The organism is Dyella sp. RRB7 (assembly GCF_022761115.1).
GTDB lineage: Bacteria > Pseudomonadota > Gammaproteobacteria > Xanthomonadales > Rhodanobacteraceae > Dyella.
In genome coordinates, this window is sequence record NZ_JAKWJS010000006.1 from 158,886 (window position 1) to 182,870 (window position 23,985).

Here is a 23,985-nt window from a genome sequence, read left to right on the forward strand (position 1 = left end):
TGTAACATGCGCAGCCTAGGGTGATCTTGCCCGACTTGCGATGCGCTCCGGTCCAAACCGATGGATGCCAGACAAGCAAACAAATCCCGCTGGTGGTTCCTGGCCGACCGGCTTGGCGCAACGGCCTCGTTCCTGTGCGCCATCCACTGTGCGGCGCTGCCGTTCGTGCTGGCGGTGTTGCCGCTGCTTGGGCTGAGCTTTCTTGCCGATCATCGTTTCGAGCGCGGTTTTGTGATGTTTGCCTGCGCGCTCGCGTTGACCAGCCTGATCACCGGTTATCGCCGCCATCATCAGCCGCTGCCGTTGCTGCTGGCGCTGCCCGGGTTGGCGCTGCTGATCACCGGCGTCACCTTCGCCGAAAACTATTCCATCGCGCTGCATAGCGTGCTGGTGACGTGCGGTGGCCTGCTGGTCGCATCGGCACACTTCGTCAACCTGCGCAAGCACCGGGCCACGCACGTGCACGGTCCCCAGTGTGCGCATTGAGGCCACCGGTCGGGACCCTCGTGATTGTGTAACGGGCCTTGCGGTTTCTAGCATTCGCCCATGAACACGGCCCGCGCCCATACCCACGACCACCACGATCATGACCACGCCCACGGTCATGCGCACGGCCACTCCCACGATGAAGACCATGGCGGTATCAGCGGGCGCGAGCGCAAGCTGATCTTCGCGTTCGTGCTCACCACGCTGATGATGCTGGTGGAGATGGTGGGTGGTTTCTGGTCGGGCTCGCTCGCCCTGGTGGCCGATGCCGGCCATATGCTGATCGACGCGCTGGCGCTGCTGCTGGCGGTGGTCGGCGCATGGTTCGCCCGGCGGCCTGCGGATGCGCGTCGCAGCTATGGCTATGGGCGTCTCGAAGTGCTGGCCGGCTTCGTCAATGCGCTCACCCAGTTCGTGCTGGTCGCCTTCATTGCCTATGAGGCGATCACGCGCCTGTTCAGCCCGTCGCACATCCTGTCCGGGATGATGCTGGTGGTGGCCATAGCCGGCCTTGTCGTGAACCTGTTGGTGCTGCGCACGCTGCACGGTCATGCGCATGACGACGTCAACCTTGCTGGCGCCACCTTGCACGTGCTGGGTGACTTGCTGGGTTCGGTAGCCGCGGTGGTGGCCGCGCTGCTGGTGCGCTGGCTGGACTGGAACTGGGCCGACCCGGTGCTTTCCCTGCTGGTGTCGCTGCTCATCCTCAATAGCGCGTGGCGCCTGTTGCGTCGCTCGGCGCATATCCTGCTGGAAGGCGTGCCCGAGGGCATGAATACCGGCGACGTGGCCGACGCGCTGCGCCTGGCCGATGCCTCGATCCGCGATATCCACCATCTGCATGTCTGGCAGCTGGCCTCGGGTTCGCGCATGGCCACCCTGCATGCGCAACTGCACGATGAGGGCAGCAGCACGGCCGCGATCACCGCGATCAACCAGGTGCTGGCCGAGCGTTTTGGCATCCAGCACGTGACGGTGCAGATCGATGCGGAGCCGTGTTCGGACCAGATGCATGGATGCGCCGGGCACGGTCACCGCTGACTATTGCGCTTTGGGCGGTGGCTGATACGATGGTCGGCCGTTCACCCTAACGAATCAAGGAGTTCCCTCATGGGCAAGGGCGATCGCAAGACCCGTCGTGGCAAGACTTACCGTGGCAGCTATGGCAACAGCCGCGCGCATTCGCTGCAGCCGGCCGTGGCCGGTGCCAAGGCGACCGTGACCAAGCCGGCCGCCGCCAAGAAGGCTGCTCCCAAGAAGAAGTCGGCCTAAGCCGGCATTCCTTCGAAAAAAAGCCCCGCCCTGGCGGGGCTTTTTTGTTTTTGGCCGCGCGGTTGGGGCGGTAGCCGCCATTCGGCGGACTCGCGCCGTGCCTTGCCCGCGGAGAACCGGGGCGAGGGCAGTTGAGCGTGCGGCGCCTGATCTTGCCGGGTGCCCCATCGACCGATTCGGGAAACCTGATTGCTGCGACGCACGGCGCGCCAGGCGCCGGAGATTGCGTACCTCGCGACATTTTTAGTTGCGATGCAGCAAGCATGCCTCGCATTCGCTAAACAACATGTGTTGCTTTTCTGTGCCGAGGGGTTCACCTTTTGCGGGCCCGCCGGACATCAGGTTCACCGCATGACACCGATCGATAGCACCAGCGTCTCCCCGCACGAGGACGCGCGCATCACCAACACCCGTCGTCGTCTTGTCGAAGCCGTGCTCCAACTGGCAAGCGAAAAATCGATCACCAACACATCCGTTCTGGAAATCACCCAGCGTGCCGGGATCAACCGCAGTACGTTTTACGCGCATGCGGACAGCCCCATGCAGCTGCTGACGCGGGCGCTTTCGGCCGAACTTGACGAGGTGTATCGCGCGGCCATGGAAGAGATCGAGCGCGATGGTCTTCTGTATCGCGACCTCACCCGCCACGCCATGAACCAGATCGCCGACCACGTCATTAGGCACGAGGCCGTGTATGCCGGATCGGCCCACGGGTCCTCGCTGTTCGCCCTGCGTGTCGTGCTTGCCGAGCACGTGGAGCGATCGGTGCTCAATATCTTCCGCGAAGGCTTTTCCGGCGCGCCCGTTTGTACACCCGAAGCCGCGACGTTGTACGCCGGCTTCCTTTCGCACGGCATCGCCGGCGCATTCGAGGCATGGCTTCGCCTGCCCGCGCCGCGCAATCGAGAGCTGTTGTTGAGCGCCGTCGAAGCCATGTACCCGTCCTGGTACGCCCCCGAATCCCACCGCGCAAAGCCGGCGAAGGCGTCGCCCGCGCCGAAAATGCACATCGAGAAGCAGTGAAACAGGTCAAGGAGAGCATCGTGAAAGCAGCTGTACTCAACGCGATAAGCGGCAAGTTCGACATAGAGAACATCCATATCGCCGCGCCGGAAGGCCGCGAAGTGCTAATCCAGGTCAAGGCCTCTGGCCTTTGCCACTCGGATCTGCATATGGCCGAGAGCGACTTCGGCGTGCCTCTTCCCGCCGTTTTTGGCCATGAATTGGCTGGCATCGTGAAGGAAGTCGGTCCAGGCGTGCGCGAGTTTGCCGTTGGCGACCACGTAGTGGCATCGCTGGTGCAGTTCTGCGGCCATTGCGACGCCTGTCTCGGCGGGCGTACCTATCAGTGCCGCCATCCGGGCGAGACGCTTCGCGCTCCCGGCGAAGCCCCTCGCCTCGACAAGGACGGCAAACCCGTCACGCAGGTCTTCGGCACCGCCGGTTTCGCGGAGCAGGCGCTGGTCCACGAGAACCAGCTGGCGAAGGTGCCCAAGGAAATCCCGTTCGCGCAGGCATGCATCCTCGGCTGCGGCACGGTCACCGGCGCGGGCGCCGCGATCAACACGGCGGGCATCAAGCCTGGCGACAGCGTGGTCGTGATCGGCGTCGGTGGCGTGGGCCTCAACGTGATTTCCGGCGCCCGCCTCGCCGGTGCCGCGCAGATCATCGCGGTCGACATGCAGCCGAAGAAGGAGGCCCTGGCACGCAAGTTCGGTGCCACCGACTTCGTCAACGCCGGCAACGGCGACTCGGTGGAAGCCGTGCGCGCGCTCAGCAACGGCGGCGTGGACCATGCGTTCGAGGTCATCGGCCTGAAGTCGACGTCCGAGCAGGCCGTGCAGATGGCGAAGCTCGGCGGTGGCGCCTACATGATCGGCGTGCACAAGCCCGGCAGTGCCATCGCCGTCGACGTCCTCGCCGACCTCATCAGTCGTCAGGTCACGGTAAAGGGTGTGTACATGGGTTCGAGCAATATCAAGCACGATATCCCGATGTATGCCGATCTCTATCTGCAAGGCCGCTTCAATCTCGACGACCTGATCTCGAGAGAAATCAAGCTCGCCGACATCAACGATGCCTACGAAGAGTTGAAGGGCGGCGCCATCGCGCGCAGCGTCATCACTTCGTTTTGATCCGGTTTCCCATTGAAGTATTGCCAAAGGATTGCCATGAGCTACAGACTTCTCATCGACGGCAAGCTCACCGATGGAGCTTCCACTCTCGACGTCATCGACCCGGCCACCGGCAAGGTATTCGCAAGCTGCGCGCGTGCCGACGAGGCGCAGTTGAATGCGGCGATCGCCGCCGCGAAGAAAGCCTTTCCGGCCTGGTCCGCGCTGACCCACGCGCAACGCAAGGCCTATATCGACAGGCTGGCCGATGCCATGCAGGCCCGCCAGGCGGAGTTCTGCGAACTGCTTACGCGTGAGCAGGGCAAGCCGCTCGATCAGGCCGGCTTTGAAATCGGCGGTGCGATCGCCGCGCTGCGCTACTTCGGCGCGCTCGAACTCCCGCTGGAAACCATCCGCGATACCGCTGGTGAGCGCATTCTCGAACAGCGCACGCCGCTGGGTGTCGTCGCCGCGATTACACCGTGGAACTTCCCGGTCATCCTGCTGATGATGAAGCTTGCCCCCGCGCTCAGCGTGGGCAATACGCTTATTGCCAAGCCCGCGCCGTCGACGCCGCTGACCACGGCGTTGCTCGGTGAGGTCGCCGCGACGATCCTGCCACCCGGCGTGCTCAACGTCATCATCGACGCCAACGACCTCGGAGCGGCGATCACCCGGCATCCCGATATCGCCAAGGTGAGCTTCACCGGTTCCACCGGCACCGGCAAGCGCGTGATGGAAAGCGCCGCCGGCACGTTGAAGCGCGTGACGCTGGAGCTGGGCGGCAACGATGTGGCCATCATCCTCGATGACATCGAGGTAAAGGACGTCGCCCCGAAAGTGTTCGCCGCATCCATGGTCAACGCCGGACAGGTTTGCATGGCAGCGAAACGCATCTATGCACCGCGTGCGATGTACGACGCGCTTTGCGAAGAACTGAACTGGCTGGCGCGTGCCGCCAAGGTCGACAATGGCCTGGCCGCCGGCGTGCAGATCGGTCCCGTGCAGAACAAGGCGCAGTACGACAAGGTACTGGCGCTGATCGAGGACGCGCGCAGCAAGGGCAAGGTGATGGATGGTGGTGGCGCGGTCGACCGCGATGGTTATTTCATCGCACCAACCATCGTGCGCGACCTGCCCGATGACGCTCGCCTGGTGAAGGAAGAGCAGTTCGGCCCGGTCATCCCCGTACTTGCCTATGACACCATCGACGACGTCATCGCACGCGCCAACGACAGCGAATACGGGCTGGGCGGCAGCATCTGGACGAGCAATCCGGAGCGCGGCCAGGAAATCGCCATGCGCATCCAGAGCGGCACCGTCTGGGTCAACAAGCATCTCGACATGCCGTTCGACATTCCGTTCGGCGGCGCCAAGCAGTCGGGTATCGGCCGCGAGCAAGGCGTGGAAGGCATGAAGGAATTCACGCAGTCCAAGATCATCAACGTCGCGAAGAACAAGGCCGCATAGAGTCGCATCCGCACGGACGCGGCGTTCTGCTTGAGGAGAGCCTGCGTTATCGCGGGCTCTCCTGGTGGCAGCAGTCGTGAACCACGGTATCGGCGGCAGGCATGTTCATGCCCTGGGACACTGGGATCGGCCTTGGGGCGTACTCAGGCCTGCGGCGCCAATGGCGCGCCACCGAGGAAAACGTCGCGCAACACGTTGCTGCCGCCGATCCAGTAGCAGAGTTCGGCCGGCTCGCGCACATGCCACACCGCCAGGTCGGCGCGCTGGCCGATGGCGAGCGTGCCTCGATCGGACAATCCCAACGCCTTGGCGGCGTTCACGGTGACGCCGCGCAGCGCTTCCTCCGGGGTGAGGCGGAACAGCGTGCAAGCCATGCTGGCGGCCAGCCGCAGCGAAAGCAGGGGCGAGGTGCCCGGGTTGCAGTCGGTCGCCACCGCCATGGCGACACGTTGTTCGCGCAGTCCGGCGATCGGCGGTAGCTTGCTTTCGCGCAGCGCATAGAACGCGCCCGGCAGCAGCACCGCGACGGTGCCGGCCGCGGCCATGGCGCGGATGCCGCTGTCGCTGAGGTGTTCCAGATGATCGGCAGACAGGCCACGGTAGGACGCGACCAGCGCCGCGCCGTCGAGATCGGACAGCTGCTCGGCATGGAGCTTCACCGGCAGGCCCAGCTGCGTGGCCCGTTCGAACACGCGGCGGGTTTCGGCGGGCGTAAACCCGATGCTTTCGCAGAAGGCGTCCACCGCATCGACCAGGCCTTCGTGGGCCAGCGTGGGCAGCATGTCATCGCAGACCTGTGCCACATAGGCGTCGCGATCGTCGCGGTATTCGGGCGGCAACGCATGCAGGCCGAGAAAGGTCGTGCGCACGCTGATGCCCAGCGCTTCGCCCAGGCGACGCGCTACGCGCAGCATGCGTCGCTCGGTGTCCAGGTCCAGCCCGTAGCCGGATTTGATCTCCAGCGTGGTGACGCCATCGGCCAGCAACGCCTGCGCGCGCGGCAGTGCCTGGGCGAACAAGGCATCTTCGCTGGCTTCGCGGGTGGCCTTCACGGTGGAGACGATGCCGCCACCGGCGCGGGCGATCTCCTCGTAGCTGGCACCGTTGAGGCGCAGGTCGAACTCGTGCGCGCGGTTGTCGCCAAACACCAGGTGGGTGTGGCAGTCGATCAGGCCTGGCGTCACCAATGCGCCGCCGAGATAGTCGACATGGGCCGTCCGTTCCACCGCATCGGCGGGCAACTCGCCTTGTGGGCCGACCCAGGCGATGCGCCCCCGGTGCAGCGCGATGGCGCCGTGGGCGATGAGTCCATAAGGCACGTCGCCGGTGAAGGTCGCCAGTGTGGCATCGAGCAGCAGGTGGTCCCAATGTCGGGTCATGGCGCGGGACGTTCGTGCGGGGGCGGAATCGGGGTGGCGGGATCTTCCACCATGGGCGGTGGTTCCTGCACCGTGGCGGCATCCAGGTCGTCGCCCTTGTCGGCCTCGCTCGGTGTTTCGGCGGCGCGGCGAGCCAGTTCCTGCTCGTAACCTTCGATCAGCCGGTCGGCCAGTGCGCGATAGACCGGCTTGCGCGAGAGGATGGACGAGGCCGCGCGTGCCAGCAGGCAGGTGGCCATGATCGGCAGCACCATCTGCTGGTTGGCGGTGAGCTCCATCGAGATCACGGTGGCGGTGAGCGGCGCCTGGGTTACGCCCGACAGATAGGCGGCCATCGCCAGCAACGCCACGGCGGAGGGATCGACGCCGGGCAGGATGGCGCTGAGGTTGTTGCCCAGGCCCGCACCCACCGCCAGCGCCGGCGAGAAGATGCCACCCGGGATGCCGGCCCAGTACGAGGCGATGTTGCCCAGGAACTTCAGCACGCCAAAAGCCGAAACGGTATCCGAATGGCCTTCCAGGATGTCCTTGGCCTGCGCATAGCCGGTGCCGTAGAGGCCGGTATGGGTGAGCTGGCTGAGCAACACCAGGGCAAGCCCGCACGCTGCCGCGAACACCACCGGCTGGCGGGCACGCAGGCGGCCGACCATGCCGCGCAGTCCGGCATCGCTGGGCAGGATCAAGCGCGCAAACAGGCCGCCGGCGAGGCCGCAGACGATGCCGGTGGCCAACACCGCCCACCACGCCTTGCCCAGCGGGAGGCCGATGTCGAAATGGCCGAAGTAGGCGTAGTTGCCCAGGATGCCCAGCGACACCACGCCGGAGACGATCACGGCGGTGAGCAGGGTGCCGCTCATGCGGTGCTCGAAGGCGCCGCTCATTTCCTCGATGGCAAACACCACGCCAGCCAAGGGCGTGTTGAATGCCGCGGCAAGCCCGGCCGCCGAGCCGGCCAGGATGAAGCGGCCGGCCGCGGCGGGGTCGGCAAAGCCGAAGCGCCGGCCCAGCGAGTAGAGCAGGCCGGCGCCGACGTGCACGGTGGGGCCTTCGCGTCCCACCGATGCGCCGCCGAGCAGGGCGGCCAAGGTCAACGCCATCTTGCCGATCGCCACGCGCAGCGAGAGCAGGCTCTGGCGGAAGCTCTCGTCTTCCACCTTGAGTGCGGCGATGGCCTGCGGAATACCCGAGCCACGCGTCGGCTTGAGTGCGCCCTGGGTCAGCCACGCCAGCACGGCGAAGGTGAACGGCGTGATCAGGAACGCCCAGAAGCGGTTGTGCGCCACCACCCCGCGAAAGATGCCGAACACATAGTCGGCCGCCTGTGCGAAGCCCACCGCGGCCAGGCCCACCAGCACCGCGCCGCTCCAGAACAGCACGCGACGGCGCCATTGCACGGGCGAGAACAGCTCCGAATCGGCGAGCCGCTGCAGCCGGCCCGAGGTCGCGGATGTCTTGCTACCGCCTTCTTCCGCTGGGCTCACGAGGTCGCCTCGGATTTGCGCGTCCAGCGCGTCTCGTAAAGATCGAAGCGACGATCCTTGAGGTTTTGCACGGCGCCGGCATTGCGGGCGCGGGCGAGGCTGCCGAGGTGGAGATCAGCGAATAGCACGGTTTCGATGTTCGGGGTGGAGTCGGCGGCGATGCCATCGCGCGCGAACGGGAAATCGCTCGGCGTAAGGATGCAGCTCTGGCCGTACTGGATGTCGAAATTGTTGACGCCGGGCAGGTTGCCCACATTGCCTGACAGCACCACGTAGCACTGGTTTTCGATGGCGCGGGCCTGCGAGCAGTAGCGCACGCGCAGGTAACCCTCGCGCACATCGGTGCAGAACGGCACGAACAGGATCAGCGCGCCCTGATCCACCAGGTGCCGCGCCACCTCGGGGAATTCGGAGTCGTAGCAGATCATCACGCCGATGGGGCCGCAGTCGGTGGGGATGGTCGCCGCGCTGTCGCCGCCGGTGATGTTCCACACCGTGCGCTCGCTCGGCGTGGGGTGGATCTTTTCCTGCTCGTGGATCGAGCCGTCGCGCAGGCACACGTAGCAGACGTTGTGGATGTCGCCGTTGGCCTGCTCGGTCGGGTGCGAGCCGGCGATGATGTTGATGTTGTAGTGCACGGCCAGATGGCTGAAAAGCGCCTTCACCTGCGGCGTGTACTGGCTGAGCTTGCGGATCGAGTCGACTGGCGACAGTTCCTCGTTCTCGATCGACAGCAATTGCAGCGTGATGAGCTCGGGGAAGGTGACGAAATCGGCGTTGTAGTCGGCGGCGATATCGGTGAAATACTCCACCTGCGTGGCGAACTCCTCGAACGAACGGATACGTCGCTGCAGGTATTGCACCGAGGCGACGCGCACCATGTCGGGCAGGCGCTGGGTCGAGGGAATCGACGGGATGTCCGGTTGATTGAGCAGTTCCGGATTGCGCCACACCAGGTGCGCGGCATAGCCCAGCGACTCATAGTCGGACGGCACATAGCCGCGCAGCAGGCCGATCACCTCGAAATCGTTGCTGAGCTGGAAGCTCAGGGTAAGGTCACGGCGCTTGCCTTCCACCACGGCCTGCACATAGGCATCGGCGCTGCCATAGCGATGCAGGTTGCGCGCCAGGCCGGGAATGCGTCCACCGAACACGATGCCGCGCAGCTTCAGGTCCGTGCACAAGCGCTTGCGGGCATGGTACAGGCGCTGGCCGATGCGCATGTTGCGGTAGTCCGGATGTACCACCACTTCCATGCCGTACAGCCAGTTGCCGTCGGGCTTGTGGCGCGAGCCCATGCCGCCGCCGGTGATCTGCATCCAGGTATGTGGCGCCAGGGCCGTGGCTTCGTCGATGCGGAAGGTGGCGCAATACCCCACGATCCGGCCTTCGTACTCGACCACGAACTGGCCCTCGGGGAAATGCGTTTGCTGGGAGCGCAGCATTTCCGCCGAGTGACCCCACTCGGGCGTGTAGACGCGGGCGGTCAGTTCGACCAGTGCGGGCACGTCCGCCGGCCTCGCCTGGCGCACGAGCAGTTTGGGAGCGTCTTCCGGGGTCTTCTTGGCCATCCGCGCATTATGCAGCAGCGGACTGAACGACGCGGGCCGGCGGGCCGGGTAAACTCGAACACATTTCCCGGGGAGCAGGCCGATGGGCATCACCATTCCGACCAGGTACACCGCAGACCGCCTCTGGACCGTGCACGGCTGGACCCGTGATGGCGGCCTGCTGATCGACGACGGTGGGCAGATCACCGGCCTGTCGGGCGGCGAAGGCGAGCGGCTGGGGCACTGGGTGCTGCCGGGCATGCCGAACCTGCATTCCCATGCCTTCCAGCGCGCGATGGCCGGGCTGGCCGAGCGCAAGGGGCGCAGCGACGACAGCTTCTGGACCTGGCGCGAGACCATGTATGCGTTCGCCGCGGCGATCGGTCCGGACGAACTGCAGGCGATTGCCGCCCAGCTCTACGTGGAGATGCTCAAGAGCGGCTATACCCAGGTGTGCGAGTTCCATTACCTGCACCACCAGCCGGACGGCACGCCTTACGCACAACCCGAAGCCATGTCGCTGGCGCTGATCGAGGCCGCTCGCGAAGCAGGCATCACGCTTACCCTGCTGCCGGTGCTCTACATGAGTGGCGGCTTCGACGGGCGACCGCTGACGGTTCGTCAACGCCGCTTTGGTCATGACGTGCCGTCCTACCTGCGCTTGCTCGAAACGCTGCGCGCGCACGAAAGCGACAGCCTGCGCGTAGGCATGGCCCTGCACTCGCTGCGCGCGGTACCGGAAGACGCTTTGCGCGAAGTGCTGGCCGACGACACCACCAGGCACGGCCCCATCCATATCCATATCGCCGAGCAGCTCGGCGAAGTGCAGGACTGCCTGGCCACCCGTCGCGCGCGTCCAGTCGAATGGTTGCTCGATCACGCCGAGGTGGATGCACGCTGGACATTGGTGCATGCCACCCACCTGAGCCCGCATGAGACCTCGCGGCTTGCCCGCAGCGGCGCGGTGGCCGGCGTGTGCCCCACCACCGAAGCCAACCTGGGCGACGGATTGTTTCCGCTGGCCGATTACCTGGATGCGCATGGCACGCTCGGTATCGGTTCGGACTCGCACATCTCCGTGTCGCCGGTAGAGGAGTTGCGCTGGCTCGAATACGGCCAGCGCCTGTCGACACGGCACCGCAATATCGCCGCGCGACACCAGGGCGACAGCGTGGGCGAAACCTTGTGGCCAGCGGCCTTGCGTGGTGGTGCGCTTGCTGCGGGGCTGCCGGTCGGCGAGCTTCGCGCCGGCGCACGCGCCGACCTGCTGGTGCTGGACGATCGCGCGCCGCTGCTGGCGGCGCGTGACGAAGCGTCGGTGATCGATAGTTTCCTGTTCGCCGGCAACGTACCGCTGGTACGTGACGTGATGGTGGGCGGCCAGTGGGTGGTGCGCGACTTCACCCATCGCGACGAGGACCGCATTGCTGCACGCTATCGTTCCACCATGGAGCGACTGGCGCAGCATTGACGCCCACGTTCGATCGCAACATGAATGGCGGCTGCCAATGGCATGAACCGTAGCCATCGTGTGCCGGTCCCGATCGTCATCGGGCCATCGCGGCTGGCGTTCTCCGGGACAAGTCCCACTACTTCAGGAGAGCGTTATGCGTCGACTCATGCTGATCGGTCTTGGCCTCGCCGTCATGTTCAGCGCCAGCCTTTCGCTGACGGGCTGCGTTGTCGTGGCACCGCGGCCGCACTACGCAGCACGCGCGTGGGTGCCCGGTTATTGGGCGCCAGGCAGCGTGTGGGTATCCGGGCATTGGCGTGCGTGATGCAAGTGGCAACGCTGCGTAGCGTGCACTCCGGCGCCCCGCAGCGCACTAGCGGAAGACACCTGCCTTTTTCAGCAATGAATAGACCGCTATGGCCAGCACCAGCCCCAGGATGCCCATCCAGAGCCTGAAGGGTTTGCCATGGCGCAGAAATGCCCAACCCTCTTGGTCGGCGCATGCGTCGGCGAGCGACCCCGCATCCATCCATGCTGCGATGTTGTAGAAGGCCGCGAATCCCGCGATGCCGACGACTGCGTTGCGTGCGACAGGCGCTTCGCGGAAGGCATCAAATTGCGTGGCGCCTCGCTCGACATAAGCGTCGGTGACGCCCCATCGCTGCAGCTGTGTCTTCACCGTATCGCTCGCGTTGGGTTGATTCATCAGCGCCCAAGTCTTGTAAGCCGCCACCTCAGTGCTTCCGGTCAGGCCGGTATTTTTTGCCAGTGCGACATAGGGTGCCGGGTGATGATCCGCGGGTTTGACGCAGTCCGGGGCGAGGCGACGCCTCAGCGAGGATTGTAGCGCGGCCCAGTGACCCGGCGGCGGAGGCGTTTGTAGGTGTATCAACGCGTTGTCGGCAAGGATTGGGTTCTCGGTCGTCGTTGCGTGCCGCAGCGCAGGCTGAAGGAGCCGCTGTTGCGCTAACGCCTCCGTGTCCATGCTCTGGCCGTTCGGCGGTGACGGTAAATCCGGCAACGTGGGCGCGTCCAAATCGCTTCCGCTCGACTCAAGCAGCCGCGTGACGAGGGTGGATGACGATGTAGGCAGGGGGCGAGGCGCCAGCTTTTGCAAAAGCATGCGGTGCACCGGGTCGTCGGGCGCAACGGAGGGCGGGGGCGCTGCCGGTAGCTCAGCGGGTGGCGCTGTCGCGGCCGCTGCGGGCATATCGACGTGCTGGCCGGCCGCAAACCCGTAGCTTGGGCTTACGGCCAAGCAAACGATCCAGCCAAGGCCGAGATGCACGTTGCCAGGCATCGCACATACCTGCTTGCACGGACATGGTCCGACGAGGGCGAGTATACGCCTGTCTCCCTCCGCCGACGGAGTGCGGGCTGCCCGCAGCGGTGCTCGACCTGCGGCGGAATCAGCGGTATCCGGTCAACCGGCGCCGCTTCTTGTAAAGCGCCGGGCGCGAGAGGCATAGTCACCCGCAGCACTTTGATGCCGGGAGAAATCATGCGGGTCCGCCTGGAAGATGTAGCACGCGCGACGGGCGTCTCGCCTAAGACGGTTTCCCGTGTCTTGAACGAAGAGTCCTCGGTCAAGGATTCCACGCGCCAGCGCGTGCTGGCCGCCATGGAGTCGATGAACTATCGGCCAAGCCCATCCGCACGCGGGCTGGCGGGCAGCCGTTCGTTCCTGGTGGCCATGTTGTACGACAACAACAACAATCCCGCATCGACCTACCTTGCCGAGATCCAGGACGGCGTGCTGGATGCCTGCGATGCCCACCGCTACAGCATGATGGCGTGCCCGCTGCGCATGCGGGGACAGGACTTCATCCGGCGCGTCGACGCGCTGGTGTCCGATCACCACATCGATGGCGTGATCGTGACGCCGCCACTCACCGACTACCCGGCGCTGCTGAAACGCCTGCAGGAGCACGGTGTGCCACATGCCAGCATCTCGCCGCTCCATCGCGAGGGCACCATAGGGGTGTGCATGGACGAACAGCAGGCGGCCAAGGCCCTGGTCACCCATCTCATCGAACTGGGGCATCGGCGCATTGCCCACATCGTCGGCATCGCCAACCATGGCGCCAGTCGCTGGCGACTGGCCGGCTACAAGGAAGCGCTGGCCACTGCCGGGTTGCCCAACGATCCCGACTACGTGGTGCAGGGCGAATTCACCTTCGGCTCCGGCGTGATGGCGGCGCGGCAGCTTTTCGCACTGCCGGTGTGTCCCACCGCGATCTTCGCCGCCAACGACGATATGGCGGCAGGCGTGATGTGGGCCGCGAACGAGCGTGGCTTGAAAGTGCCGCGCGATCTGTCGGTGTGCGGCTTTGACGACACGCCGCTGGCAACCCAGTTGTGGCCCCCATTGACCACGGTGCGGCAGCCGAGCCGCGAGATGGGGAAGCTTGCGGCGTTGCAGTTGATGGAGAAGCTGCGTGGGCGTGGTACGGGGTTGCTGGTGCAGGTGCCTTATTCGCTGGAATTGAGGGAGTCGACTTCGGTTGCCCCTTGATGGGGTGGTGTTGAGAGGCGGCAACCTGGCGATCACGCCACAAATCGCGGCCAATCACCTCCATCTTCCATCGAGATTCGACTGCCGCCCCTGCCGGCCATGTTTGGATTAAGTCATTGATGGAAATAGGTATATGAGGGCGGTCGGCATTGTTGCGCCGCAAATTGACAGCGCTGTCATTTCTGTCAGTCTGCCAGCACCGGCTCCGAGGGGGCCACCCCTTAAGCCTGATGGAGAGAGCCGTGCTGGCGACCGTTCGCCGTTTGCGTTGTGCCCCGACAGTCCTGGCCATGGCATTGGCCTGCATGCAAAGCGGCCAAGCATGGGCCGATGAGGCCGCGACCGTGCATCCCGGGCAGTGGCCGCGCGCCACCTGGCCATTGCCGAAGGACGCCGCACTGGAACAGCGCGTCGCCTCGTTGATGGCGAGGATGACGGTGGAAGAGAAGGTGGGCCAGTTGATCCAGGCCGATATCCTCAGCGTCACGCCCGATGACGTGCGCAAATACCGGCTCGGTTCGATTCTCGCTGGTGGCAACTCCAAGCCTCATGGTGCGCTGCTGGCCAATGCCGAGCAGTGGAAGGAGCTGGCCGATGCGTTCTATCGCGCGTCGATGGATACCTCGGGTGGCCACGTCGCCATTCCCTTGCTGTTCGGCATCGACGCCGTGCATGGGCACAACAATGTGGTCGGTGCCACGCTGTTTCCGCAGAACTCCGCCCTGGGCTCCGCCCACGATCCCGAGCTGATACGCGAGATCGGTGCGGCAACCGCCGCCGAAGTGCGGGCTACCGGCCTCAACTGGACCTTCGCGCCTACCGTGGCCGTACCGCAGGACGTGCGTTGGGGGCGCTCGTACGAAGGCTACTCGCAGGACCCGCAATTGGTCGCGCAGTATGGCGCGGCGATGGTGGAGGGCCTGCAGGGCAAGGTGGGCAGCGCGGAGTTCCTCGACAGTTCGCATGTCGTCGCCACGGCCAAGCACTTTGTCGCCGATGGCGGTACGAAGAACGGCAAGGATCAGGGCGATGCGCAGATCAGCGAAGCGACCTTGCGCAGCGTGCACGCTGCCGGCTATCCGCCGGCGATCGAGGCGGGCGTGCAGACGGTGATGGCGTCGTTTTCCAGCTGGAACGGCGAGAAGATGCATGCCAACAAGGGCCTGCTGACCGATGTGCTCAAGGGGCGCCTGGACTTCCAGGGCATCGTGGTCGGCGACTGGAACGCCCACGGCCAGGTTCCGGGTTGCAGCAACGACGATTGCCCGGCGGCGATCAATGCCGGTCTCGACATGCTGATGGGGCCGGACAGCTGGCGTGGCTTGTACGAGCACACGCTTGCGGAGGTGAAATCGGGGCTTATCTCTCAGTCCCGGCTGGATGATGCGGTGGCGCGCATCCTGCGCGTGAAGATTCGCGCCGGCCTGTTCGGGCAGGGCGCGCCCTCCACGCTGCCGCTTGCCATGAAATCGACCGAAGTGGTCGGCAGCCCGGCGCACCGCGCCATTGCACGGCGCGCCGTGCGCGAAACGCTGGTGTTGCTGAAGAACAACGGTGGCGTGCTGCCGATCGATCCGCGCCAGCACATCCTGGTGGCCGGTGATGGTGCGGACAATATTTCCCGCCAGAGCGGCGGCTGGACCCTGACCTGGCAAGGCGCGGGTTTGAAGAACGAGAATTTCCCCGGCGCGCAGTCGATCGGCGCAGGCCTGGCCGAGCAGGTAAGGGCGGCGGGCGGCACCACGGAGATCGCGGCGGACGGCCACTACACCCGCAAGCCCGACGTGGCCGTGGTGGTGTTTGGCGAAGATCCGTATGCCGAATTCCAGGGTGATATTCCCAACCTGATGTATCGCCCTGGCGATGACCACGACCTGGAGCTGATCAGGCAGCTGCATGGCCAGGGCATTCCGGTGGTGGCGGTGTTTCTCAGCGGTCGTCCGCTTTGGGTGAATCGCGAGATCAATGCCGCCGACGCGTTTGTCGCAGCGTGGCTTCCGGGCAGCGAAGGTGGCGGCGTGGCCGACGTATTGCTGCGTACGCGTGACGGACGCATCGGTCATGACTTTCACGGCAAGCTGGCCTATGCGTGGCCACGCTCGGCCGTCGCGGGCGATGGGCCGGCGCAGTTTCCGCTCGGCTACGGCCTGACTTATGCCGATCACGCGGACGTGCCGACGCTGCCCGAGGCATCGGGGATCAGCGGCGTGCAGGTTCCGGTAGGCAACTACCTGGAGCGCGGCAAGGCCGTGCACGGTTACACCTTTACCCTGGCGGGTGGTACGGGTACTGCCGTTTCGGCGGATGTGTCGCCCGCCGAGACCGCGGACGGCAGCTTGCGCATGACCGCGCTCGACTACAAGGCACAGGAAGATGCGCGCCGCTTCAGCTGGAACAAGGACAGTGCCGAACTCGCCATCCATGCGCAATCGCCGATCGATCTCGATCGTGAAACCAATGGCGATGTGCTGCTGGTGACGACGTTGCGCGTGGATGCGCTGCCGACAGCGCAGGCGTGGATTGGCATGGAATGCGGCGGGCATTGCCAGGGACATGTCGCCATTGGCGCACAACTGGCCAAGTTGGCGCCGGGGCAGTGGGTGCGTGTTGGCGTGCCGCTCAAGTGTTTCCGGGCGGCGGGTGCGGACATGCATCACATCGACCAGCCGTTTGTCCTGGGAGCAGGCAACGGCGATGTGTTGGCGATCCATCGCGTCGCGTTGGGCACGGACGTGGACCAGGTTATCGACTGCGCCAAATAGCCTGTGCGCGGCGCAAGTTGCTGGGCGGTCGGGGAGGACATCCATGAATGTCACGGGGATGGCCGGTTTGTACGGCTCATGGGATGGGCAGCAGGTTTCACCGGCGTGCCTGTCGGTATCGCGGGTCCGGTGGATGGTCGCTGCGCTCGCGCTATCGGACGGCGAAACGGCTATTTGCTCTGCACCATAAATGCTCGTGCAGATAGTCGTCGAAACCTCTCCGCACCAGCTGTATCAACGGTTTTTTCCATCGCCTTGGCGTGCTGCCACGCGTCAAGCTTCTGCGGGAAAACCGGTCTATCATCCAATATGACAGCGCTGTCATTTTAATGGATGACAGCGCTGTCATCGGGGGCAAAGACAACCGCGTCACCGTCGAGGACGGTGATACACAACAATCCGTACGATTTGGAGGGGAAGGCAAATGAAGTTGCGCTACTCGGCGTTGTATATCGCCATGTCAGTCGTGTTCGCACCGGGCATTGCGCTCGCCGCGGATCAGGATGCATCACCGCAGAGCTCGTCTTCGCAGAATCCGGCCCCGCCAGTCGAGAAGAAGGTCAAGCAACTGGACGCCATCTCGGTGAGCGCCACCAAGCGTGAGACGCCGCTGCAGAAAACGCCGGTGGCCGTCAGCGCCATCACGCCCGACACGCTCGACAAAGAGCGCGTGATGACGGTGCAGGATCTCACCAAACTCGTACCGGGCCTGCAGGGCACCAGCGAAGGCGATCATGGCGTGGTCACGCTGACCTTGCGCGGCATCGGCAACGATAGCGCCAAGACCGAATACGCCGATCCCGAGGTGGCCACCTTCGTCGATGGCGTGTACGCGCCGCGCGCCGAGGCGGCCTCCGGCCTGCTGCTGGACATGGACGGCGTCGAAGTGCTGCGCGGCCCGCAGGGCACGTTGTGGGGCCGCAACTCCACCGCCGGCGCCATCAGCTTTCAGACGGCCAAACCGGATATCAGCGCCGGCTTCTACGGCAATGCGCAGGTGGAGGCGGGCAACTACAACCAGATGGGCGCGCGTGCCGCCTTCAACCTGCCGATCAGCAGCACCTTCGCCATGCGCGTGGCCGTTGTGCACGAGCAGCACGACGGCTACGTCGATTACCAGAACCCCGCTAGCGAGCTGCCCAGCGTGGCGCAGCAGCAGGCGACTTATCTGGCATCGGGCGGTGACCCGGCCAAGTTCCAGCCGATCAACGCCGACCAGTTCATCCACGGCGGCCAGAAATACAGCGCGCAGGATCAGTCGGCCGCGCGTGTCAGCGCGCTGTGGCAGCCCAGCGATTCGTTCAAGTGGAACCTGTCGTACGAGTACTTCATCGACCGCGGCACGCCCAGCCTCAGCCTGATGCAGACGCCGCGTCCGGGGCAGGATTTCTGGTCGGCGCTGATCGACACCGCGCCGTACCTGGACCGCACCTCCAAGACGGTGCGCAGCCGCATGGACTGGGACATCAACGATGGCCTGGAACTGAGCTACATCGCCGGCTACAACCGCTACTCGGGCAAGAGCGACTACGACCAGGACGTCGGTGTCTCGGTGCCCACCAGCTTCACCACGGGCGGCATCTATCAGGACGACCGCACCAACTACTCCAACTACGAAAGCTATAGTCAGGAAGTCGACTTGAAGTCGCGCGGCGAGCAGGCGGTGGACTGGATCGTGGGCGCGTACTACGCCTACGAGGACAACAACATCCGCTTCGACATCCCGCAGATGAACGGCACCCAGAACGGCACCGTGGCCTGGCAGGGTTCCTTCATCCAGCCGAAGGAAACGGTGGAGTCCAAGGCGATCTTCGGCCAGGCCACCTGGCATATCTCCGATCACTGGCGCCTCACCGGCGGCGCGCGCTGGTCGCATGACGACAAGGCCAACGACGGCGGCATCAACTGGGGCTGGGACTACGACCCGTCCGTGCCGCAGGTGCCGATCGCGCCCAGCACCATTCCAGGCCCGGACAACGGCTTCACCGTGTCGACCTACAACAGCGCCAAGTACAGCAAGAGCAAGGTGACCTGGCTTACCCGCGTCGACACCGACCTGGGCGAGCACGGCCTGCTGTATGCCAGCGTGTCCACCGGCTACAAGTCCGGCGGCACCCAGGACGGTGGCGCGCTGTACAAGCCCGAGTCGCTGACCAACTACGAAATCGGCACCAAGTTCACCTTCCTCGATGGCCACATGACGTGGAACTCGGCCGTCTATTACGAAGACTTCAAGAACTTCCAGCTGTCGGCGCCCATCACCTATCCGAACGGCAACCTGGGCCTGGGCTTCTCCAACGTGGGCGGCAGCACCGAAGTGCTGGGTATCGAGTCGGAGCTGGCCTACCAGCAGAAGGACGATCGCGTGGACTTGGTGTTCTCGGCCATTCCCAAGAAGAAGCTGGGCACGCTGATCTACGCCGGCAGCAACGACTACCAGGGCCTGCCGGCCTGCCCGCCGCAGTCCGGTCTGGCCAATTGCATGAACGTGAGCGGCAATGACCTGCCGCATGCGCCCAACGTATCGCTCACCGCGATCTACGAGCACGATTTCCACCTGGGCAACGGTGGCCGCCTGACGCCGCGCATCAGCGCGCAGTACCAGAGCTCGCAATGGCTCAGCTATTTCAATCTCGGCGATGGCGACAAGCAGTCGGCGTATACGCGTGGCGATGTCTCGCTGCGTTACACCGAGCCGGGTGATCGTTGGTGGGCCAGTGCCTATGTGCAGAACGTGTCCGATGGCAAGGTGCGCACCAGTGCTGGCCGCTTCCTGATGGCCAATGGTTCGTTCGAGTACGTCTCGCAGTACCTGGCACCGCGCACTTATGGCGTCCAGCTGGGTGTCTGGTTCTAACGCCGTGGCCGGGCGGCGACCCACTTCGCCTTTGCCGCCCATGGTTTGCCGTTCTGAGGGCGACGCATCTCCCGCAGATCGCCCTTCCTCCCCATGAATGGCTTTTGCCGGATCCCCGTTGGGTGATCCGGCTTTTCTTTGGCCCCCGGTCGCATGCGCGTGTTGCCGAAGGGCCGCCGATAGGAAGACTTCCATGGCACGCTTGAAGAAAGTACTGGTGGTGGGCGGTGGCACGGCCGGCTGGCTGGCCGCGTGTTATCTCGCCAAGGCCGTCCATGCGGTCGATCCGAACAGCGTGCAGGTGCACCTGGTGGAGTCGTCCAACATCGGGCTGCTGGGGGTGGGCGAGGCCACCTTTCCCTCCATCCGGGGCACGCTGTCGGCGATTGGTCTTGATGAGCGTCGTTTCCTCGTCGGCGCCACGGCAACCTACAAACAAGGCATCCACTATCGTCACTGGGTACGGCCGCCGGGTGCCGAGGGCAGCGATCATTTCTTCCACCCGTTCAGTGTGCCGAGCCAGCGTCCCGGTGGCCCGGAGCTGCTGCCTTACTGGCTGCTGGGTGGCGCGCCCGAAGGCGTGTCCTTCGCCGATGCCGTGACCATGCAGAGCATGCTGGTCGATCACGGCCGCGGCCCCAAGCGCCTGAAGGACCCCGACTATCTCGGGCCGATGAACCATGCCTTCCACTTCGACGCGGCGCGTTTCGCGAAAGTGCTGGCCGAACATGGACAGCAGGCGCTGGGCGTGAAGCGGCACGTCGCCACCGTCGAGCGCACCGAACTGGACGGGCAGGGCGCCATTGCGCGTGTCATCACGACGGAGCTGGGCGAGCTCACGGCCGATCTTTACGTGGATTGCACGGGCCTGCGCGGCGCCCTGATCGGCGGCGTCATGCAGTCGCCGTTCCGCAGCCGGCGCGACGTGCTGTTTGCCGATCGCGCGGTGGCGATGCAGGTGCCTTACGAGCGGCCGGATACGCCAATTCCTTCGTACACCATGTCCACCGCGCAGGAGGCGGGTTGGATCTGGGACATCGGCCTGCAGAAGCGACGCGGCGTGGGTTACGTGTATTCCTCGCGGCATACGGACGACGCGCGCGCCGAGGATGTGTTCCGTCGCTACCTTGGCTCCGCGGCGGATGGCCTCAAGGCCATGCATATCCAGTTCGAGACCGGCTATCGGCCCGAGCACTGGCGCAAGAACTGCGTGGCGGTGGGGTTGGCCGGTGGTTTCGTCGAGCCGCTGGAATCCACCGGCATCGCGCTTATCGAGCTGGCTACCTACCTGCTGACGCACCTGTTGCCGGGCGACACCGACGACATGGAGCGCGCCGCCAGGCACTTCAACGACATGATGATCGCGCGTTACGACCGCATCATCGATTTCATCAAGATGCACTACTGCCTGAGCCAGCGCCGCGATTCGCCGTTCTGGATCGACAACACCGATGCGGCCAGCATCCCGCCGACGCTGCAGGACAAGCTCGCCCTGTGGAAGCATCGGCCACCGCATCGCCTGGACTTCATCGGCGATCTGGAGATGTTCCTCGTATCGAGCTGGCAGTACGTGCTCTACGGCATGGAGTTCACGACGAACCTGGAGCCCATGCGCAGCGCGTATCCACGCATGGACGAAGCGCGTCGGGAGTTCGCCATGATCCAGCAGGCGGCGGCGCAGGCGTTGAGCGATCTGCCTGACCATCGCACGCTGGTCGAGCAGATGTGCAGCCAATATCACCAACAGGCCGGCGTGGAGCGCGTAGCGTAGGTGCTTCAGGCGGGCGGCGATCAAAAAAAGAACGGCGCCAGCATGCAGGCTGGCGCCGATGGTTTTTGCCGACGCGAGAGGCGCCGCTATAAGTCTTGTTGTGGTGACGTCGCCCGAATTACTGGCCCGAGGTCGAGCCCGACACCGGGTGCTGGGCCTTGAACTGCTGCCACTGCTGGCGGCGGGCCTGGTTGGCGGCCTGGATCGAAGCCAGCTGGGCCTGCTGGGCCGGGGTCAGCACGGCGTAGATCTGGGCGCGGATGGCGGCACGCTGCTGCGTACGGGCCACGGCGGCAGCGCCTTCGGCCTGGGCGAGGCTGGCGGCGGCAGCCTGGTAGCCGGCGGAGTTCGGGGTCAGCGCGGCAAAGGCCTGACGCTGCTGGCGCAGGGCCTGGAACTGGCCCTTGTTCTGGGCAAAGCTGCTCTGGAAGATCTGCTTGATGCTGGCCTTCTGCGCGTCGGTCAGGTTGAGCTTGCTGAACGCCTGGAAGCCACCGTGGTGACCGTGACCCTGCCAGCCGCCGTGCGGGCCACCGTCCTGTGCGGCAGCAATGGCGAAGGGTGCGAGAGCCATGGCCGAAGCGAGTACCAGGGCGAGAGAAAGGTTCTTGCGCATGGGGGAATTCCTTGGTCGTTGGAGGTGGACTTGCTGGTGCCCATTTGACGACAAGGCTATGTGTCTGTTCTTTGCCGGAACGTAAAGAAGCGTAAAGCCGGTAGAGTTCTCGCCGTGGCGCGGCTTGAATCCGGCCAGGAGATAGCGAACACCATGCCCAGAATCCTGATTGTCGACGACGACCGCGCCTTGGCGGGCTTGCTGGCCGAGTACCTCCAGCGCGAGGGTTTCGTGGTGGATGTCGCCTATGACAGCGAGACGGGGCTGGCGCAATTGCACAACCAGGCCTCGCGACCCGACCTGCTGATTCTCGATGTGATGATGCCCGGGCGGGATGGCCTGGAAACGTTGCGCGAGCTGCGCCTGAAGCATCGCCTGCCGGTGATCATGCTGTCGGCGCGGGGCGAGCCGGTGGACCGGGTCATCGGCCTGGAGCTTGGCGCGGACGATTACCTCACCAAGCCCTGCTTGCCGCGCGAGCTGCTGGCCCGCGTGCGCGCGCAACTGCGCCGCCATACCCCGGCCACCGCGGGCAGCCTGCAGATCGGCACGCTGCGGCTGGAGCCGGGCGAGCGCCGCGCCTATGTGGGCGAGCAGGAACTGTCGCTGACCGGGGCCGAGTTCCAGTTGCTGCTGGCGCTGGCGCAACGTGCCGGCGAACTGGTGGACAAGGCGACGCTGACCCGCATGGCGCTCGGTCGCGAACTGGAGCGCTTCGACCGCAGCATCGACGTGCACGTGAGCCGCCTGCGCCACAAGCTCACCGAAGCCTCGCCACAATCCCCGCGCATCGAATCGGTGCGCGGCGCCGGCTACAGCCTGGTGGCGGGGGCGGCGTGAATCCATTCAAGAGTTCGCTCTACTGGCGCCTGCTGATCTTCCTCTGCGCGGCGAACCTGTTGGCGCTGGGCGTGGGCGGCTTGCTGACCCAGCGCTTCATCGAATACACCACGGCGGTGGAGATCAACTGGGGCGCGCTGGCGCAGAGCGCCGACCAGGCCTATGAGAGCGGCGGCACCGCCGCGCTTGCGGACTGGTCGGCACAGCAACGCCACGAAGGCATCGACGCCACGCTGTTCGAGCAAGGGCAGGCCTTGGTGCCGATCCGGCTGCCGCCCTCCGTGCAGGCCTCGCTGCAAACCTGGCTGGACGAGAAACGCGATGTCGTGCTGCAGCCCTGGCCGAATCTCTATCTGGCGGTACAGCAGGTGCAGGGCCACGACGGCCGGACCCGTCAGCTGGTCGCGCTCAGCCGCACGCACTCGCGGCTGCGCCAGCAGACACGCCAGACCATCTTCCTGGCGATCCAGGGCGTGTTGTCGCTGCTGTTCATCGGCATCATCGGTTGGTGGGTCGCGCGTAGCGTGGCCCGTCCGGTGGAAGCCATCAGCAAGGCGACCCGGCGCATGGCATCTGGCGAATTGTCCGCTCGCGTGGGTCATCAGGGTGACCGCGCCCATGACGAGCTGTCCGCTCTGGCCCGCGATTTCGATGCCATGGCCGAACGCATCGAGGCGCTGGTAGCGCACGATCGCAGCGTGCTGCAGGACCTATCGCATGAGCTGCGTTCGCCGTTGGCCCGGCTGCACCTGATTCTCGACCTGGCCCGGCGCAGCACCGATGCGAACGAAGCGGCGGGTTATTTCCAGCAGGCCGAACAGGAGATCGCGCGGCTGGACAGCATGACCGGTGAAATGCTCGCACTCTCGCGCCTGGAAGGCGGCATCCCCGGCGTCAATCGCGAGCCGGTCGACGTGGTGGCCTTGCTGCGCGAGAGCGTGCGGCGTGCCGAACTGGAAGCGCAGGCGCGCGACATCACCATGACGCTCCATGCGGTCGGGCCGATAACCGTATCGGGCAGCGAGCTACTGTTGGAGCGCGCGTTCGATAACCTGATCGCCAACGCCATCAAGTTCAGTCCGCGCGGCGGTCAGGTGGCGTTGACCATGCAGGCGGGCGGTGAGCAGGTGGAGCTGGCCATCCGTGATCACGGCCCAGGCGTGCCGGATGCGGAACTGGAATCCCTGTTCCGGCCGCTGTTTCGCGGCAGCAATGCGGCGCGTGCTGATGGGCATGGCCTGGGGCTGGCCATCGTGCAGCGGGTGGTGCGGGCGCATGGGGGGGATATCCGTGCCAATAACGCGGAGGGTGGCGGGTTGGTCGTGCATCTGATATTGCCGTTGGCGCTTGATCACATGGGGTGAAGCGTGGCTGTTATCCCGGCGAAAGCGGGGGCCCAGGGACTTTCGTCTTTGTTGG

General features: G+C 65.2%; 19 protein-coding genes. 14 read left to right on the top strand and 5 right to left on the bottom strand.

The features are described 5' to 3' along the window. The first annotated feature begins 60 nt into the window (after positions 1-60). From MJ606_RS14485 to MJ606_RS14510, 6 genes are all read left to right on the top strand, one after another. Positions 61-486: a MerC domain-containing protein gene (locus MJ606_RS14485; protein ID WP_243050246.1), complete on the top strand. Its 426-nt coding sequence runs from the start codon at positions 61-63 to the stop codon at positions 484-486. 60 nt (positions 487-546) lie between these two features. Continuing rightward, a complete protein-coding gene (locus MJ606_RS14490) occupies positions 547-1,527 on the top strand; it encodes a cation diffusion facilitator family transporter (RefSeq protein ID WP_243050247.1) in 981 nt (326 codons plus the stop codon). A gap of 69 nt (positions 1,528-1,596) precedes the next feature. Next, entirely contained in the window at positions 1,597-1,758 is a 162-nt protein-coding gene (locus MJ606_RS14495; protein WP_201316151.1) for a 30S ribosomal protein THX, read from the top strand. Positions 1,759-1,947: 189 nt separating this feature from the next. Beyond that, complete coding sequence (locus MJ606_RS14500; protein ID WP_243050248.1) at positions 1,948-2,781, top strand: TetR/AcrR family transcriptional regulator; 834 nt, start codon at positions 1,948-1,950, stop codon at positions 2,779-2,781. Between the two features lie 20 nt (positions 2,782-2,801). Beyond that, complete coding sequence (locus MJ606_RS14505; RefSeq protein ID WP_243050249.1) at positions 2,802-3,893, top strand: Zn-dependent alcohol dehydrogenase; 1,092 nt, start codon at positions 2,802-2,804, stop codon at positions 3,891-3,893. Positions 3,894-3,929: 36 nt separating this feature from the next. Then, positions 3,930-5,342: an aldehyde dehydrogenase family protein gene (locus MJ606_RS14510; RefSeq protein WP_243050250.1), complete on the top strand. Its 1,413-nt coding sequence runs from the start codon at positions 3,930-3,932 to the stop codon at positions 5,340-5,342. Positions 5,343-5,485: 143 nt separating this feature from the next. Here the strand turns inward: MJ606_RS14510 and hutI are convergent, their stop codons facing one another. Genes hutI through MJ606_RS14525 form a run of 3 tightly spaced genes read right to left on the bottom strand, consistent with a single transcriptional unit; the run spans position 5,486 to position 9,773 of the window. Then, positions 5,486-6,721 (bottom strand): imidazolonepropionase, encoded by a 1,236-nt coding sequence (gene hutI, locus MJ606_RS14515; RefSeq protein ID WP_243050251.1) that lies wholly within the window; start codon positions 6,719-6,721, stop codon positions 5,486-5,488. Further along, positions 6,718-8,151: a chloride channel protein gene (locus MJ606_RS14520; protein WP_243050370.1), complete on the bottom strand. Its 1,434-nt coding sequence runs from the start codon at positions 8,149-8,151 to the stop codon at positions 6,718-6,720. The genes hutI and MJ606_RS14520 overlap by 4 nt, the downstream gene beginning before the upstream one ends. A 47-nt stretch (positions 8,152-8,198) precedes the next feature. Next, the gene (locus MJ606_RS14525) at positions 8,199-9,773 is read right to left on the bottom strand and encodes a carbon-nitrogen hydrolase family protein (protein WP_243050252.1); all 1,575 of its coding nucleotides are present in this window, start codon (positions 9,771-9,773) and stop codon (positions 8,199-8,201) included. A gap of 82 nt (positions 9,774-9,855) precedes the next feature. Here MJ606_RS14525 and MJ606_RS14530 point away from each other — a divergent pair, with 82 nt between their 5' ends. Both MJ606_RS14530 and MJ606_RS14535 read left to right on the top strand, forming a co-directional pair. Beyond that, on the top strand, positions 9,856-11,223 hold the full coding sequence (locus MJ606_RS14530) for a formimidoylglutamate deiminase (protein WP_243050253.1): 1,368 nt from the start codon (positions 9,856-9,858) through the stop codon (positions 11,221-11,223). Positions 11,224-11,359: 136 nt separating this feature from the next. Continuing rightward, the gene (locus tag MJ606_RS14535) at positions 11,360-11,530 is read left to right on the top strand and encodes a hypothetical protein (RefSeq protein ID WP_243050254.1); all 171 of its coding nucleotides are present in this window, start codon (positions 11,360-11,362) and stop codon (positions 11,528-11,530) included. Between the two features lie 48 nt (positions 11,531-11,578). Here the strand turns inward: MJ606_RS14535 and MJ606_RS14540 are convergent, their stop codons facing one another. Then, a complete protein-coding gene (locus MJ606_RS14540) occupies positions 11,579-12,328 on the bottom strand; it encodes a hypothetical protein (protein ID WP_243050255.1) in 750 nt (249 codons plus the stop codon). A gap of 378 nt (positions 12,329-12,706) precedes the next feature. On the opposite strand from MJ606_RS14540, the gene MJ606_RS14545 reads away from it, so the two are divergent. The 4 genes from MJ606_RS14545 to MJ606_RS14560 all read left to right on the top strand — a co-directional run bounded on the left by MJ606_RS14545 (position 12,707) and on the right by MJ606_RS14560 (position 21,110). Continuing rightward, a complete protein-coding gene (locus tag MJ606_RS14545) occupies positions 12,707-13,720 on the top strand; it encodes a LacI family DNA-binding transcriptional regulator (RefSeq protein WP_243050256.1) in 1,014 nt (337 codons plus the stop codon). 305 nt (positions 13,721-14,025) lie between these two features. Then, on the top strand, positions 14,026-16,482 hold the full coding sequence (locus MJ606_RS14550; RefSeq protein WP_243050257.1) for a glycoside hydrolase family 3 protein: 2,457 nt from the start codon (positions 14,026-14,028) through the stop codon (positions 16,480-16,482). 424 nt (positions 16,483-16,906) lie between these two features. After that, entirely contained in the window at positions 16,907-19,339 is a 2,433-nt protein-coding gene (locus MJ606_RS14555; protein WP_243050258.1) for a TonB-dependent receptor, read from the top strand. A gap of 193 nt (positions 19,340-19,532) precedes the next feature. Continuing rightward, positions 19,533-21,110: a tryptophan halogenase family protein gene (locus MJ606_RS14560; RefSeq protein WP_243050259.1), complete on the top strand. Its 1,578-nt coding sequence runs from the start codon at positions 19,533-19,535 to the stop codon at positions 21,108-21,110. Between the two features lie 118 nt (positions 21,111-21,228). Here MJ606_RS14560 and MJ606_RS14565 read toward each other — a convergent pair whose 3' ends face one another. Beyond that, positions 21,229-21,726: a Spy/CpxP family protein refolding chaperone gene (locus MJ606_RS14565; protein ID WP_243050260.1), complete on the bottom strand. Its 498-nt coding sequence runs from the start codon at positions 21,724-21,726 to the stop codon at positions 21,229-21,231. A 153-nt stretch (positions 21,727-21,879) separates the two neighbouring features. Here MJ606_RS14565 and MJ606_RS14570 point away from each other — a divergent pair, with 153 nt between their 5' ends. Both MJ606_RS14570 and MJ606_RS14575 read left to right on the top strand, forming a co-directional pair. After that, positions 21,880-22,566 (top strand): response regulator transcription factor, encoded by a 687-nt coding sequence (locus MJ606_RS14570; protein WP_243050261.1) that lies wholly within the window; start codon positions 21,880-21,882, stop codon positions 22,564-22,566. Continuing rightward, positions 22,563-23,930, top strand: coding sequence for a HAMP domain-containing sensor histidine kinase (locus MJ606_RS14575; protein WP_243050262.1), 1,368 nt, complete (start codon positions 22,563-22,565; stop codon positions 23,928-23,930). Before MJ606_RS14570 ends, MJ606_RS14575 begins: the two co-directional genes overlap by 4 nt. Positions 23,931-23,985 lie beyond the last annotated feature (55 nt).